The sequence below is a fragment of the Vibrio sp. SCSIO 43132 genome (genome assembly GCF_019904195.1).
GTDB lineage: Bacteria > Pseudomonadota > Gammaproteobacteria > Enterobacterales > Vibrionaceae > Vibrio > Vibrio nigripulchritudo.
Genome location: NZ_CP063199.1, coordinates 1,199,416 through 1,214,793, shown reverse-complemented (window position 1 = coordinate 1,214,793; position 15,378 = coordinate 1,199,416). Strand labels below are relative to the sequence as shown.

Here is a 15,378-nt window from a genome sequence, read left to right as displayed (position 1 = left end):
GGTCGCTTTTCTTTTTCCAATTCCTAATCCATTGATCTCTTTTATAAATTAAGCCTTGCCATTTACCAGTTTCATTGTTAAGACTGTATTTTCAAAAATACATTAAAGCGTTTGTAAGATCAGATAATCGTTCACTCGCCTGATGTTCTAGACTTTCAGTGTCCTTTACACATTCTATATCCCCAATAGATATAGCTTTGTACCACTTCCAGTCACAAAACGTCACAACCAGTTTAATCAGATTGCAATACACTCGGTTGTAATAAGTCAAGGAGAGGAAATGCATCTAATGGATTCAGCTAATCAATATAATTTGATGCTTGTTGAAGACGATATGGAACTGGCTGGATTGATCCAGGACTACCTCGAAAACCACGAATTCAATGTCACCCACGTCGCAAATGGAAAAGACGCTGCCGACAGAATCTTGTCCGATCAACCTGACATTGTGATTCTGGACGTGATGTTACCGGGTCAGTCTGGCATGGATGTGTGCAGACAAGTGCGCTCTGGTTACAGCGGCATGATACTGATGCAAACAGCATTGGATGACGATATCGATCAGATGATGGGGCTGGAGCTGGGGGCAGACGACTACATTGTGAAGCAGGTTCAGCCCAGATTGCTTCTTTCCCGAGTACGGGCCCTGCTAAGACGCAGCCAGCGTTCTAGCCTAACCGCAGAATCCTCACAGATCATGAACTTTGGTGCGTTGAAAATTGATTTACAAAAACGTCAGGTGATGCTGAATGGTCAGGAGATTCAACTCACTACCGCCGAATTTGAGTTGCTGCATTTGCTGGCTCAAAACTCTGGTCAGGTAGTATCTCGTGACGACATAGTGCAGCAAATTCGTGGATACGAATACGACGGTTTAGATCGTTCAATCGACCGAAGAATCTCCAGACTAAGGCGAACATTGCTGGATGACCCCCATAACCCTCAGATAATCAAGACCATTCGTGGTAAAGGTTATCAGCTTTGCGCCAGCAATCATTGATCGGAGACCTTCATGATAAAAGCATTTTCAATACTTTGGCTGGTCATTCTGATTCCTATCGCGCTGGTATTCAGTCCATTTGGTTCTGTGCCTCTCAATGAGATTGGCAACAGCATGGCGCACAAATTTTATACCGAAGTCTACGGTCCCACACTATACACTCTCGAAGATGATCTTCTCAAACTGCCCAAAGAAGAATGGAAAAGTTATTCTGACGAACTTCAACCTGAATTCGGTCACAAACTGGATGTGGTCTCGATTGTTGATTTTCCCTTCACAGATTCGAACAAAGCACTCATCAGTGACGGTGAAATGATTTATCACATTGGTGACCCACCCGCACTAATGAAACGCGTTGGAGAAAGCGATCAGGCGGTTTATTTTGCAGTAGAGTTAGCCGTCCATGAAGCCGGAAAAATGGCCGCAAAAGGTCCACTTCATTTGCTGAGAAGACAGATACTGGAATTGCCAAAAGAGCAGCGTGAAGAAGGGCTTCGTAAACTCACCGAGACTTTGCCTGTTATCGCCACTTTTGAAAAAATCGATAGCGTTAAACTATCCGAAGAAGAACAGAGAAAGCTTCTGGCGGGTGAAATAGCCGCAGAGCTCAGCGAAAATGACGAGATTGTTTTTTATGCGCTAATCGAAGAGGGAATTGTGCTCAAAATTTTCGAGCATAACTCGACTAAGCTGCAGTTACAGTTCTCAAGTTACATCATCATGGGCATCATGGCTTGCATAGCCGCTGGTATGTTCCTGTGGGCCATACCTCTGTGGCGAGATCTGAAAAGGTTAGCGGCAACCACCAATGCATATGGAAGAGGTGAGCTTCAGTCCCGGGCCAAAATTTCCCGTATGTCTGTAGTCGCGCAGTTAAGTGGTTCTTTCAACAAAATGGCGGACAATATTGAAAAGTTAATATTGGGTCACAGAGAACTGACCAATGCCATTGCACACGATTTAAGAACACCTCTTTACCGTCTGCGTTTTGCTTTTGAAATGCTGAACGATAACAAACTCAGTGACGAGCAAAGAGCAAAATATAACGGGGTAGTCGAGAAAAGTATCGATGATCTGGACCACCTGATTAACCAAACCTTAATTTTGTCTCGCTACTCTCGAGTACCGAGCGCTGAACAAATCGCCCCTTGCATACTTGAGCCGGTTTTACGCTCTGAAATCAATCACTTTCAGTTGGAGCACCCTGAGCTCTCCGTTAGTTTTCAATGCTCTTCATTGCTGAAGGAAAGCGAAGTCATGGTGGATCAACGAGCCATGATACGAGCTCTGAACAACTTGCTCGCCAATGCGGCTCGGTTTGCAGAAGAAACCATTCAGGTGACACTTGAGCGTCACCCAAACAACTGGGTACTCATTGTTGAAGATGACGGGATTGGTATACCTCAAGATATGTGGCAGTCCATCTTCGATCCCTTTACCCAAGTCAATAATGAACAGCGAGATACAAGCACAGGGCATGGATTAGGTCTGGCAATAGTCAAACAGATTGCGCATTGGCACGAAGGCGAAGCTAACGTATCACAATCTGAATTAGGTGGTGCAAAATTCATCATCACCTGGAATAAGCCCTTAACAAGCGATTCACCAAACCAAGCACAAGCGGTCACAAACCGTCACATTTCGTCTACAAGTGAGCATGGATGAGTGAACAGGAATTAATCAAACTAGAATCTCTAATCACAGAAAGTAATAGGTACAAGGATGAAGAATTTACATAAGTCCATCGGGTTGTTCTGCTTAACACTGAGTGCACCCACTCTCGCGTCGTATGAGGAAACACCTTTTGAACCTGGATGGCAGTTTATCCTTTCTGCAAACCTTGGTTACGGTTCCGAAACATCGCAATCTAACACCCATGATGACAACAAAACTGCCGACTCTTTGGATAGCAACGGTAAGTCGGTTTCCGCGTTTCTCCCCTTCCCTTTTATTCGGGTGGAATACACACTCGATAGTGGGTACACACAATTTTACCTTGGTCAGAGTGAAGATCAGGTAACCAGCGAACAGTTTCAAGCCGAGCTGGGTGTGAACCACTATCAGGAAGGCATTGGCTTATTGACTGCCGCGTACTTCCCGAAAGTTCCGGGTGTGAGTGAAGTATGGGAAGACCCTTATCTGATTGGTAGCGAAAGAAAGACCACACATTCTAACGCTCACGGCGGTCGAATCGCTTATTCACCAGATACTGCATTGCCGCTAACACTGCGTTATGCATTCGTCACTTATGATGTGGACGACGAAAAATCGGGGCAAAGTCAGGGGCTGACCTCTGCCGAGCAGAAGAAGCTAGACAGAAACAGTGATTTTCAGCGATTTGGTGTTGAAACCCTTGTACCACTAGGTGATTCTTTCGCGATTATGCCTGCTGTCAGATATACGCTCAGGGATGCCAAAGGGGATGCTCACAGTTTCAAAGAGCTGTCGGGAGAGTTGGCATTTCAGTACGGCTACGAACAACATAGCTTTGTGTTGCAAACAGGTTTAGCCAAGCGAGACTTCGACACGCTGAACCCTGTGTTCGACAAAAAACAAGATACAACGGTTACCAACCTGTTTGGTATCTACACCTACAATGAACCTTTTGGCTATGAGAACTTTAGCCTGAGCGTTATTGGTGGTGTGAGTAACGAAGACTCCGACATCAACTTCCATGATACAAAGAGTCAGTACATTGCTACAGGTGTCATTTATTACTTCTAATAAGTAAACCTGTAGAAACCACAATGGTGACGACATTCTGTCGTTGGTCTAGGGTTTGTTGCCCCCAAACAGGGCTTGCAAACCCAATTTTTAAGGAGGAAATCTATGCGTAAAATAACCATTTTGACCATCTTTGTGTCTCTGACACTGGTACTGACAGGTTGCAGCCGATTTCCTCAGGACAACATCTTAGATTTTCTGCCCGTATCCGCACCTTCTCTGGAAAAAGTTATTCCTGCGTTTCAGGGGGAATGGTTTGGAAACATGATGAAAAGCGAAGCGGGTGAAGACGAACATGTCACTTATCACATTTCATCGGGCAGTCTAGCAAAAGAAGTCACCAAAAACGTGGTGACCAAAGTAAGCGTATTTATGGTTACAGCGCGATTACCTGCACCACAGAAGCAGCAAGAGCGCATACAAATGCTTATTCACGAATTGCGCGAATAACTCGAGTCTTACTACGGAAAAGTTCGATACCCAAGTCTTCATAGAGGCTTGGGTATTTTTTATTTAGGTTCTTCCCTGCCAGACACTTTTTATTTATCGCTATTGCCGCTAAAATTTGCCCCCAATTTGCGTCTTTGAGTTTGACATGACATATCAGTGCCCCCTTTGCCAAAACGATTTGGAGTTGAATCAACGAACCTATCGCTGCGAGAACAACCACCAGTTTGATGTCGCGAAAGAAGGCTACGTTAACCTGATGCCAGCGCATCATAAACGCTCCAAAGATCCTGGTGATAACAAAGAAATGACGCAGGCACGCAGGCGCTTTCTTGATAGCGGGCACTATCAGGTTTTACGAGAGTCTGTCGCCCAAACGTGCAGCCACTGGGTAAACAGCTCACAAGGGCAACTATTGGATATAGGCTGCGGAGAGGGTTATTACACCGATTTAGTTGAAAAACATCTGGCGGATAAACTTTCTGAACCTCGTGTTTTCGGTTTAGACATTTCCAAAGTCGCCATTCGTTATGCTGCTAAACGTTATACAAATTGTCAGTTCAGTGTCGCTTCCAGCCACCGCCTTCCGTTTAGCGACGAGTCTTTAGATGCGGTGCTAAGAATCTATGCCCCATGTAAAGCAGAAGAGCTAAGCCGAGTTATCAGCGATAAAGGCGTGTTGATTACGGTTACTCCAGCAGCGCGGCATCTCTTTCAGTTGAGACAGGGGATTTACGAGGAAGTCAGGCTGCATGACGAATCACCCGAAATACTGGAAGGCTTTACCCTTGCCGACGAGAAAAAAATTCATTACACCATGCCTCTAAAGGGCGGTGACGCTCTGGATTTGCTGCAGATGACACCATTCGCGTGGAAAGCAACAGACGAATTCCGACAAACGCTGTCTGCCTCAGAGTGTTTTGACTGTGAAGCCGACTTTATGATTCGTGTTTATCAAAAAGGTTAAGGACTGCTGACCTTTTATTTATTACCCCTAATTCCCCGAATTTTGAAGGGTTAGAAAGTCAGCAATTTATGATAAAGTCTGAACATACTGTATATCGTCACTGAACATTATTTTGAGCGTAACGGACCCTTCACTCAATCGGATTGAGAAACTGCTTAGCTATATTCATAGCAATGTTGACCTGCCTTTGACCTTGGAAGATTTATCCAAACAAAGCTGCTGGTCTCGCTGGCAGTTACAAAGGGTTTTCCATTCAAAAACCGGGCTCAACGTAGCGCAATATGTGCGAGAAATTAAGCTCAGTCTGGCCGCAGAACAGGTATTGAGCTCTCAGGATCGAGTGGTCGATATTGCGTTAGCCTTTGGCTTCAATTCAGAAATCAGTTTCTCCCGCGCCTTTAAACAGCATTTTGGTCTCAGCCCCAGAGCCTACCGTCAACAAGGGAACCGTAATGGCATCAAGATCCCCTTGGTTCGACCCAGCGCCTCTGCTCCGAAGTTTCAACCTGATAGCGACTATTTCCAAATCCGGATTGAGCATCGACAAGCCTCTACCCTATATGGCATTAAGCAACCCATAAAAGGGCTGTTTGCTGAAACCCCAGATTTCAAGCAAAAGGTTCCTGAGATATGGGAAAACCTACACACGAATAACAAAGAAGTTCGTGGTTTATCTCCACAGCTCGGTGTCATTGATGTCACTCATAGCGTCTTGGGAGAAGAAGGGCTTGAATACTGGGCAGGGCTGGATTCCGAAACTCTTAGCCAGCGCACGAAAGACAAACTCACACCACTCCTTATTCCAGAACACGACTACGCCGTGCTTCCGGTGCATGGACCTATCGATAGACTGAGCGATTTAGTCGAGTGGTTTATTCTTTTCTGGTTACCCGATTCCGGGTATCAGGGTGTCGATGGGTATGAGATTGAACTTTACGATCACCGCTTTAATGCAATCAGTGACACATCTTATATGGAATACTGGTTCCCCATCCTTAAAGATTATTGAGCACTGACTCAATAAAATGAGAGTTGCACCAAATTGTTAATTTTCACTTCAGCGAAATCTATATGATTCTCACCTGATAATCATTATCATTTGTGTTCACAATAATAAGGCATACGTTTAGCGACTAACGTTAACGAACCCGAGCCCCCCTATTGTAGGGCTTCTCTCGCTCCTCCTTGATAAAACGACGTGGACACTTGGCTGATTTAAGGACATAGCTGAGGTATCAATGAACCGTACAACCCACAATCCGACGTTGCGCCGCTCTCTTATTGCGCTTGCTGTTGCTGCGACTTTTTCTTATACCCCCTTTGCCGTGGCGGACACTGAGGAAACTGAAACCATTGAAGTGTTTGGTAAAACGTATCGAAATACGGCAACTAAAACCGTATTAGAGCCAGAAGAAACGCCACAAACACTGAATGTGATTGAAAGCGAACAACTTGAACAACGCGGCAACAAGTCAGTGATGCAGGCTTTGCGTTACGCTCCAGGCGTTTCGACTGAAAACAAAGGTGGCGCTGTTGTGCTTTCTAACTGGGTCAACATCCGTGGTTTCAGCTCTTCTGACAACTACTACGATGGCTTGATGCTGCCAATGCTTCCGGGTTGGAACGTTCAGCCACAAATCGACCCTGCTGCTATTGAACGTTTAGAAATTTTCAAAGGACCTACTTCCGTTCTTTACGGAACGATGCCTCCAGGCGGTATGGTGAACGTGATCGCCAAAGCACCACAACTGGATAAGAGCACTAAAGTTAATCTGGCAACCGGCTCCAATAGCCTGATGGAAGCGTCTATCGATACAACAGGTGCGCTGGCAGACAACGTTGCTTACCGTCTTGTTGCCCTGGGCAGAAAATCTGATACACAAATCGATCATGTGAAAGAAGAGCGATACGTATTTGCCCCTTCCATTGACTGGTATGTTTCGGACAAAACCTTCATTAATTTCAACCTTTACTACCAGAACGATCCGGCACTGGGTCATAACGTCACGATTCCTTTGGAAGGGATTACCGCTACGGATTCAGAAAAGAAAATCGACCGTTCTACCTACGCTGGTGATGTAAATTACAACACCTTAAAACGCGATTTCTGGTTGGCAGGTTACAAGTTTAATCACGAATTCAATAACAACTGGACCTTCTTACAGAACTTCCGCTACATGGATGCGAAGCTATACCAAGAAGGGACGGCGAGTGGTGCATTTGATTCTGCTACAGGAAACCTAGCTCGTACCGCCTACAGCACAGATGAAAAGTCTAAAGGGCTAAGCATTGATAACCAGCTTGCTGGATTTGTCGATGTTGGTGATTCCCAGCATTACCTGCTGTTTGGCGTTGATTATCGCGAAGTTACAGGAACGGCTATCTACGAAGCATTTGGTGGCGTACCTGGTATTAACCTTTATTCGCCAAACAACAACCTGGCTAACCCGAGTTCATTTGTGAAAACATGGTCACAAACTCAGGATGTCACCATGAAACAGCTGGGTGGTTACTTCCAGGATCAAGTTCTCTGGAACAACTGGGTATTTATCGCCGGCGGACGCTTTGATGATGTGAAATCAGATACCAGCCTAACGACGATTATTGCGCCTAAACCAGTTGCTACAGAAAACAAAGCTTCCAAATTTTCCTATCGCGTGGGGGCAATGTATCAGTTTGATAATGGCATTTCGCCATTCCTAAACTTTGCAACAAGCTTTGAACCAAACGCAAAACAAGACAAAGACGGAGATTTCCTAGAACCAGAAACTGGCGAACAAGTGGAAGCTGGGCTTAAGTACTCTTCAGCAGATGGTTTAGCTACCGCTTCAGCAGCACTATTCGACATTAAGAAGAAAAACGTTGGTGTACGTAAAGACGGCGCATCACCTTACACGGCTATTGGTGAAGTACGTTCTCGTGGTCTTGAGTTAGAAGCCCGTACCATGCTGTCTGACAACCTAGATGTCATTGCTAACTACACCTACACAGACATTGAAACGACCAAAGACAACAACCCTGCTAACGTAGGTCAGGTACCTGTATTCGTACCAAAAGATGCCGCTAACCTATGGTCTAACTACTACGTTAACGAAGGCGCTATGCAAGGTCTGCGCGTAGGTGGTGGCGTTCGTTACGTGGGTGAAACTGTTCTGAACGATACCAACGACCGTAACACTGGCAAGGTAGCGGGTTACACCCTTGTTGATATGTCTCTGGGCTACGACCTAAGCCAGTTCAGCGATTCATTACAAGGCGCATCTGCAAACTTTGTCGCCAACAACCTGTTTAACACGGAATACTACACCTGTTGGAACGAGAGTTACTGCTGGTATGGGCAAGAAAGAACTGTGGAGTTGAATGTTAAATTCGAACTTTAATCTAACCCACTAAATAAAAGCAGGTGGTGCTTATGCATCTCCTGCTTTTGGTGTTTTTGAAAAGGACTGATAACTGGCGTGCAAGATACATTTCACCAACAACTGTTTAGTGCCTGCGAGCAAATTTCACCATACCTTGCAGGACACATACACCAACCAGATGAGAAAATGCTGCGTTACAAGCACAGTAATGAGGCATTTTTCGAACAGCTCTATTCCAGCCTAAAAACCGCACACCCTGAAGCCGGGAATGGCTACTGGCTGGCTCGCTGTTGGGATCTGGCAACCTGGCAACCTTTGTATATTGCGTTCATTAGTGTATACGGGTTCAAAACACTGCCTGATTTTCATGAATTTGGTCAATCGCAAATGGGCACTTTCATTGCTGGTTTCTGCTTCGCCTCCTCTTCTCACAGGCATGGTGAAATCACCGAGCTCGTGCCACACGCCGCAGAACAATTGAGCCAGCTTTTTGAATCCTATCGAGTTCAACTGGACGAACAGTACCGTTGCAGACCAGGGTTTGTGAAACACTTATTGGCTGATGCCATCATCAATTGCTGTCTGAAGCTCAAAGCCTTTGATCCTTCACTTTCTCTGGATGACGTTCGAAACAATGCGGCTATGTGGCTCAGCGCATTTCAGTTGCCCTTAGCTCAAATCGCCAATATTCGAGAAAGTAACAATCAAGAAGACAACGGCATGATTTCTTATGTCAGAAAAAGCTGCTGTCTGGTGTACAAAACAACGCAAGGCACCTTGTGTGAAGACTGCCCTAGACTCAAAAACTAACCGTTAACTCTATGTATAAACTTAACGAAATCAAAGTCATCAGAGATGACAAAATCATACTGGACATTGATAGCCTGACTATTGACCCCAAAGGTTTCACCGTAATTCTGGGTCACAATGGATCAGGAAAATCGACCTTGGTTAATTTGCTGGCAAAACAGTTTGCACCGGAGCATGGTGAAATTGAACTCAATGGTCAGCCAATTAGCACATTTTCAGCCAAAGCACTGGCAAAAGAAGTCGCCTATCTGCCTCAAAAGCTGCCTGAAGTGGCTGGCTTAAACGTCAAAGAGCTGGTTCGCTTGGGGCGCTACCCTTGGCGGGGTGTCTTTGGTCAATGGAACAGTGAAGACAACCAAATTATTGAATCTGCGATGATGCAGACGCAAGTGGATATTATGAGCTTTGAGCTCGCTGATCAGCTGTCTGGAGGTGAAAAGCAACGCGCCTGGATAGCCATGTTACTTGCCCAGCAATCCAACTTTCTGATTCTGGATGAGCCCACTTCAGCGCTAGATGTTCAGCATCAATATCAAGTGATGAGTCTGCTCAAGCAGCTAAATCAGGAGTCCGGCAAAGGGGTACTGGTTATCCTCCATGACCTCAATTTGGCGTTGCGATTCGCCAGCCATGTCATCGCCCTAAAGCAAGGAAAAGTGTTGTTTCAGGGGGAGCATTCACTTCTTTTGGATGAACAACGTTTGTCTGCACTTTACAACACCCCCGTATCACTTATCGATCACCCAAAACACAACCACAAGGTAGCCATCGTATGTTAAGGAATGCACTGATTGCCCTACTCTTTTTTACTGTTCAGGTCAGCGCTGAAATCAAAGTTCAGGATAGCCGTGGAGAACGAACCCTGCCGGAAGTACCTGTAAGAGTGGCAGCTCTCAACTGGGATATCGCTGAACAGGTCTTAGAACTGGGTGTCACCCCCGTCGCAATGCCAGATATCTCTGAGTACAACAATTGGGTAGTAAAGCCTGCTGTGCCTGAATCTGTCGAAGATATTGGCACGCGTATGGAGCCGAACATGGCGCGGCTTGAACAGCTTAAACCTGACGTCATCATTATTGGTTCACCGCAGGTCGATCTGACTGAGCGGCTCGAGAAAATTGCTCCCGTACTTTATTACCATACCTACAAGCAAGAGCCGGGTAATGTTGAACGCTCTATCAAGCATTTCCACCAAATGGGTCACGCGCTCGGTAAGGCTGATGTTGCCAAACAAAAAGTCGAGGCAATGTACACCAAAATAGAGGCAATGAAAGCCAAACTCGACAAGCACTACCCAGAGACAAAACCCAAAGTCGCTGCATTTAGGTTTGCCAGTACAACAACCATTTACCTTTACGGTGACAATTCCAGTACACAAGAAGCACTCAGCCTGCTTGGTTTTGAAATGGCACTCCCTCAGCCAAGCACACAATGGGGCGTAACACAGAAACGAGTGAAAGAACTGTATGGTATCGGGGATGGTCTGGCGCTGTATTTCAAACCCTTTAATCAAGAAGCGGAGCTGGAAAAGTCAGTAATGTGGAACGCGATGCCATTTGTAAAAAATAACAAAGTACACTCGGTGGAACCTGTTTGGAACTATGGTGGGGCGATGTCTCTGCTTCACGTAGCCGACGCTTTGACCAACAGCCTGCTTGAGCTTGCACCAGATTCAGGTGAATAAATGGCTGCAATACGCTTAAGTTTTTTATTCATCCCACTGATCGCAGTTTCAGGCTACGTTGGCAGTGAGCTGACTCTCGGTCATCAATGGGGGATTGTATTCCAGTTGATGACATCGGGATTTGAACCTGCTGAGTTTGAGGAAATTCTGTTTGCCGAGGCGCACCTTACCAGAATCCTGATTGCCTTAATGGTAGGCGGTGTTCTGGGGCTGGTGGGAAGCCTGTTGCAACAGCTCACTCAAAACCCACTGGTGTCTCCTCTCACATTGGGTACTTCTTCCGGTGCCTGGCTGGCTCTGATCATCGCTGGTGTCTGGCTTCCGCCTACCACTGCCTTTGCCTCGATCCTCATTCCATTTATCGGGGCCATGATCAGTCTGGGAGTGGTTATCGCCATCGTCGGCTTAAAAGATCTATCGGGGCTAAGGGTCGTACTGGCTGGTATGGCGGTGAATATCTTATTTGGCGCTATCGCAACAGGTATTGCTCTGTTCAACAACGAATACGCTAAAGATCTGTTTATATGGGGTGCGGGCGATCTGGCTCAAAATGGTTGGCAGCAAGTTGAGTGGCTGTACCCTCAACTCTTGTTGGCACTGGTTTTAATCGTCGTTTCCCCAAGGATTCTGGCATTACTGCGGCTGGGCCAAACTAACGCTGCTGCCAGAGGGCTTAGCCTGATTCCTGCGTTTGCATGTTTGCTTATTCTTGGTCTTTGGCTCGTTTCTTCTGCCATCGCAACGGTAGGAATCATCAGTTTTATTGGATTGATTGCCCCAAATATCGCCCGATATGCGGGGGCAAGAACACCTAAAGCCGAACTTTGGTCCAGTATGGTGATGGGAGCCTGCCTGCTGCTGGCGACTGATACATTAACGGTGGCCATCAATCAGGTCTCTATCAGTGTTATTCCATCAGGTACCGTCACCGCTTTCATTGGTGCTCCGGTCTTAATTTGGTTTGCTCGAAACAAATTGAAAGTTCAGGAGCAAATGAGCCTGTCGCTGCCAGAAACATCCCTAAACTTCCGTTCAAATACGTTAGTTATCGCGGCTCTCACGACTCTTATCATGGTTGTTTTAAGCGCGTTTGTTTATAACACTGGGCACGTTTCGGGCTGGACGATTCAAATGCCTACCGAATTTGTCTGGGAGCAACAATATCCAAGAATGCTGACAGCATTTAGCGCCGGATTTGGCTTGGCGATCGCTGGTGTCGTACTTCAGCGGATTATCTATAACCCGCTGGCAAGCCCTGACATTTTGGGTATTTCGGCAGGTGCCAGCCTGTTTCTGGTGGTTGGCATGATGTTGCTTGGTACGTCACTGTTTGAACTGCAGTTTTCTCTGGCTTTGGCTGGCTGTTTAGCTGTTCTGGCGGTACTGCTTTTATTGGGTCGACGACACCAATATTCACCGGGGATGCTGATACTCACAGGTATCGCTTTAACTGCACTGATTGAGTCACTTATCCACTTTATTCTTGCCCAAGGGAACGAAACCGCTTACCTGCTTCTGACCTGGCTGTCTGGCTCTACTTACCGAGTGGAAGCTAACTCTGCCATTGCTCTCTTTGGTTGTACTCTAGTGTTCTCTGGACTGGCTTTGTCGTTACACCGATGGTTAACCCTGATTTCTGGAGGAAGAGGTTTTGCACAAGCGCGAGGGCTTAATGTTCCTTCAAAGTTTAAGATTCTTTTGATCCTCGTTGCCATGCTTTGTGCTGCGGTAACCGCCACCATGGGTCCTGTATCCTTTATCGGGCTGCTTGCGCCACACGTTGCGGTAATGCTGGGAGCAAAGCGCGCCAAAGATCAAATGCTGGTAGCAGGCTTTACAGGCGCGTCATTGCTGATGTTTGCCGACTGGCTGGGTCAGAATGTGGTCTATCCCGGACAAGTATCAGCCGGTATTGTGGTCTCTATCATCGGCGGTTCTTATTTCTTAATTCTACTCATGCGGAGTAAAGTGTCCCGATAGCTCGAACTAGCCCTTAGTGAAAACAATTCTCATTCATTGAATTTCATTCAGGGCTAGAATACACTGCGAGCTCTTTCGGAGGACCCTATGAAAAAAACAATTCCACTCTCTATGCTTCTTCTTGCAGGCTGTTCTGCTGTGCCTTCTACAGAGAACTCATCGTCTGCAATAAATACCTTCTATGATTATCAAATTTACGCCTCCGGAAAATCCAAAGCGCTTCACGATCTTGTCGAGGAATTATCTTCTGCGGATGTGGTTCTGGTCGGTGAGTGGCATGGTCATTCTGCAACCCACCGTTTTCAGACAGACTTATTAGCTGCACTCAACCAATCGGGTCTGCCCACTGCTCTGGCGATGGAGCAGTTTTCACGAGATGTGCAACCAGTGGTCAATGATTACCTTAATGGAGAAATTGGTGAGCAAACCCTTATCAAACAAGGTAACGCATGGCCAAACTACACCAGCGACTACCGCCCTCTTGTCGAATTTGCGCACACTAATGATTTGGATGTGATTGCAGCCAACGCCCCGAAAAACACAGTGAAATGTATTGGTCGAAAAGGCTTATCCTGGACGGAGCACTTAAGCGAAGAAGACCGCGGTTTTATTGCCAAAAACATCGATACCAGCGATTCGCCATACAAGCAGAAATTTATGGCATCCATGCACCATGGAAAGCCTGAGCAAACCGCAAATCAGTACGCGGCACAAGTTACCTGGGATGAAACCATGGCAGAGAGTATTGTTCAGTACCTTGGTCAGAATCAGGGTAAAAAAGTACTGCTCACCGCGGGTAAATTTCACGTAACCGAAGGCTTAGGGACGGCACATTCTATCAAGCGTCGAAACCCAGACTTAAATGTAGTTGTCATCGACCCTGTGACTGAAATTTCAGAAAGTGCTATCGGATACCAAGTACTGGTCTCAGAGCTTCCGCCTCGTTACATCAAGCAAGAAAACCGCATGAAAGCTTACCACCAGTTAGGTAAGCGAAATGCTGGCTTGAATTGCGACATCAAGTAAATCCCTCTCCTCAGAACTGGACTGATTTTTGCTAGCTTCTTGACCATTGTGTACAAGAAGCTATCAAATTCGGCAGAAAAAACAGTCAAGGTTTTCTAACCTTTGCCGATAGAGTATTCAGGACATATTGAGGAGTACAATATGACTTCGATTGGATCAGAGCCAGTGCGAGTCACGCCAGCCACTGCAACCACCAGCAGCACGAATGCTAAAGCGACCGATGAAGCCGTCGCGAATTCTGCCGTCAAAGTGGAACAGAACAAAGTGACCTTGTCTGCTGAAGGCAAGGCTCTGCTGGCAGCATTACAACAAATCGAGAAAGAAGGCGTAGCTGTAGGCGATAAGAGCGTCGGTGATAAAGTCGAATCGTTCGCCCATGGCGCACTAGGGATGGATCACCCAGACAAGTTTAAAGAAGAAGACGATACCTCCTATTCCGCGGGGCAATATTTGTCCGCAGCGGCAACACTTGGCGGCATCATTGCGCTTTTGATTTAGCTTTTCGCCATAAACCTATAATCAAAACCCTATTTTTTAGTAATATTTTAACTTTTTGATTTTTAATAAGTTAATTAAATTCAAAAAAATAGGGTTTTTGCCGTAATCCTTGCATCACCCCTTTCCTATCAGTCGTTCCAGCGCTATGCTCTACCCTTTACTGCCGTATAGGCAGCTTAGAAATTTTTGATTTGCTACCGAAATAATGTTCATTTCTTTACTGCCGTATAGGCAGCTTAGAAATTGATTGAGTCGAACTCTCGCCAAAATAACGTCTTTACTGCCGTATAGGCAGCTTAGAAACACAATTACGCGGGGTTTGTGGCGGGCAAAATCTTTACTGCCGTATAGGCAGCTTAGAAAAACAAAGAAGAGAAAATAATGGATACTTTAGGCTTTACTGCCGTATAGGCAGCTTAGAAAAATTTATCCAGACGCTCATTGGTCGCGCGCATCTTTACTGCCGTATAGGCAGCTTAGAAACGTATCGAGCAGCTTTGGAACGCTGAACCAAACTTTACTGCCGTATAGGCAGCTTAGAAATAATGCTTGTGTTGAGCTTAAGTGTTCCCCCGCTTTACTGCCGTATAGGCAGCTTAGAAAATGTATTTATTGGCTTCGCCATTGTCTGTATTCTTTACTGCCGTATAGGCAGCTTAGAAAATCAAGTTTCAGAGAACGTAGGGCGCAATGAGCTTTACTGCCGTATAGGCAGCTTAGAAACTAGAATCAAAAGTCCCCGTCCTTGGCGATATCTTTACTGCCGTACAGGCAGCTTAGAAATGTTCGTGTTTTAAGATGAGCGAGCCGTAAATCTTTACTGCCGTACAGGCAGCTTAGAAAGGAGCGTGTGAACGAGTAACAGCAACACTTTCCTTTA

General features: G+C 46.0%; 13 protein-coding genes and 1 CRISPR repeat array (1 of these 14 only partly in view). All 13 genes read left to right on the top strand.

Translation table 11 applies throughout. From position 1 onward, the window contains the following. Positions 1–289 precede the first annotated feature (289 nt). The 13 genes from INR79_RS05480 to INR79_RS05420 all read left to right on the top strand — a co-directional run bounded on the left by INR79_RS05480 (position 290) and on the right by INR79_RS05420 (position 14,498). On the top strand, positions 290–1,000 hold the full coding sequence (locus INR79_RS05480; protein WP_038124064.1) for a winged helix-turn-helix domain-containing protein: 711 nt from the start codon (positions 290–292) through the stop codon (positions 998–1,000). Between the two features lie 12 nt (positions 1,001–1,012). Further along, a complete protein-coding gene (locus INR79_RS05475; RefSeq protein WP_223096308.1) occupies positions 1,013–2,665 on the top strand; it encodes an ATP-binding protein in 1,653 nt (550 codons plus the stop codon). 57 nt (positions 2,666–2,722) lie between these two features. Next, a complete protein-coding gene (locus INR79_RS05470) occupies positions 2,723–3,724 on the top strand; it encodes a DUF2860 family protein (protein WP_223096306.1) in 1,002 nt (333 codons plus the stop codon). Positions 3,725–3,829: 105 nt separating this feature from the next. After that, positions 3,830–4,174, top strand: a complete 345-nt coding sequence (locus INR79_RS05465) for a hypothetical protein (protein WP_223096304.1) — start codon at positions 3,830–3,832, stop codon at positions 4,172–4,174. 145 nt (positions 4,175–4,319) lie between these two features. Beyond that, positions 4,320–5,138, top strand: coding sequence for a 23S rRNA (guanine(745)-N(1))-methyltransferase (rlmA, locus tag INR79_RS05460; protein WP_223096302.1), 819 nt, complete (start codon positions 4,320–4,322; stop codon positions 5,136–5,138). Positions 5,139–5,250: 112 nt separating this feature from the next. After that, positions 5,251–6,147, top strand: a complete 897-nt coding sequence (locus INR79_RS05455; RefSeq protein WP_262415384.1) for an AraC family transcriptional regulator — start codon at positions 5,251–5,253, stop codon at positions 6,145–6,147. 229 nt (positions 6,148–6,376) lie between these two features. Next, on the top strand, positions 6,377–8,518 hold the full coding sequence (locus tag INR79_RS05450; RefSeq protein ID WP_223096300.1) for a TonB-dependent siderophore receptor: 2,142 nt from the start codon (positions 6,377–6,379) through the stop codon (positions 8,516–8,518). A gap of 78 nt (positions 8,519–8,596) precedes the next feature. Next, on the top strand, positions 8,597–9,310 hold the full coding sequence (locus tag INR79_RS05445; protein WP_223096299.1) for a siderophore ferric iron reductase: 714 nt from the start codon (positions 8,597–8,599) through the stop codon (positions 9,308–9,310). Between the two features lie 11 nt (positions 9,311–9,321). Further along, positions 9,322–10,089 (top strand): ABC transporter ATP-binding protein, encoded by a 768-nt coding sequence (locus INR79_RS05440; protein ID WP_223096298.1) that lies wholly within the window; start codon positions 9,322–9,324, stop codon positions 10,087–10,089. Further along, a complete protein-coding gene (locus INR79_RS05435; protein WP_223096297.1) occupies positions 10,083–10,994 on the top strand; it encodes an iron-siderophore ABC transporter substrate-binding protein in 912 nt (303 codons plus the stop codon). Before INR79_RS05440 ends, INR79_RS05435 begins: the two co-directional genes overlap by 7 nt. After that, complete coding sequence (gene fhuB, locus INR79_RS05430) at positions 10,995–12,974, top strand: Fe(3+)-hydroxamate ABC transporter permease FhuB (RefSeq protein ID WP_223096296.1); 1,980 nt, start codon at positions 10,995–10,997, stop codon at positions 12,972–12,974. Between the two features lie 87 nt (positions 12,975–13,061). After that, a complete protein-coding gene (locus INR79_RS05425) occupies positions 13,062–14,000 on the top strand; it encodes a ChaN family lipoprotein (RefSeq protein ID WP_223096295.1) in 939 nt (312 codons plus the stop codon). Positions 14,001–14,141: 141 nt separating this feature from the next. After that, entirely contained in the window at positions 14,142–14,498 is a 357-nt protein-coding gene (locus INR79_RS05420; protein ID WP_004405999.1) for a hypothetical protein, read from the top strand. Positions 14,499–14,653: 155 nt separating this feature from the next. Then, positions 14,654–15,378: a CRISPR direct-repeat array (repeat unit 28 nt; unit sequence CTTTACTGCCGTATAGGCAGCTTAGAAA); it runs 83 nt beyond the window's last position.

What these genes read in the sequence shown, in the direction of transcription:
- INR79_RS05475 (WP_223096308.1), top strand. Translation starts at nt 1,013, where the DNA reads ATGATAAAAGCATTTTCAATACTTTGGCTGGTCATTCTGATTCCTATC.
- fhuB (WP_223096296.1), top strand. Translation starts at nt 10,995, where the DNA reads ATGGCTGCAATACGCTTAAGTTTTTTATTCATCCCACTGATCGCAGTT.
- INR79_RS05450 (WP_223096300.1), top strand. Translation starts at nt 6,377, where the DNA reads ATGAACCGTACAACCCACAATCCGACGTTGCGCCGCTCTCTTATTGCG.
- INR79_RS05420 (WP_004405999.1), top strand. Translation starts at nt 14,142, where the DNA reads ATGACTTCGATTGGATCAGAGCCAGTGCGAGTCACGCCAGCCACTGCA.
- INR79_RS05480 (WP_038124064.1), top strand. Translation starts at nt 290, where the DNA reads ATGGATTCAGCTAATCAATATAATTTGATGCTTGTTGAAGACGATATG.
- rlmA (WP_223096302.1), top strand. Translation starts at nt 4,320, where the DNA reads ATGACATATCAGTGCCCCCTTTGCCAAAACGATTTGGAGTTGAATCAA.
- INR79_RS05470 (WP_223096306.1), top strand. Translation starts at nt 2,723, where the DNA reads ATGAAGAATTTACATAAGTCCATCGGGTTGTTCTGCTTAACACTGAGT.
- INR79_RS05435 (WP_223096297.1), top strand. Translation starts at nt 10,083, where the DNA reads ATGTTAAGGAATGCACTGATTGCCCTACTCTTTTTTACTGTTCAGGTC.
- INR79_RS05440 (WP_223096298.1), top strand. Translation starts at nt 9,322, where the DNA reads ATGTATAAACTTAACGAAATCAAAGTCATCAGAGATGACAAAATCATA.
- INR79_RS05425 (WP_223096295.1), top strand. Translation starts at nt 13,062, where the DNA reads ATGAAAAAAACAATTCCACTCTCTATGCTTCTTCTTGCAGGCTGTTCT.
- INR79_RS05465 (WP_223096304.1), top strand. Translation starts at nt 3,830, where the DNA reads ATGCGTAAAATAACCATTTTGACCATCTTTGTGTCTCTGACACTGGTA.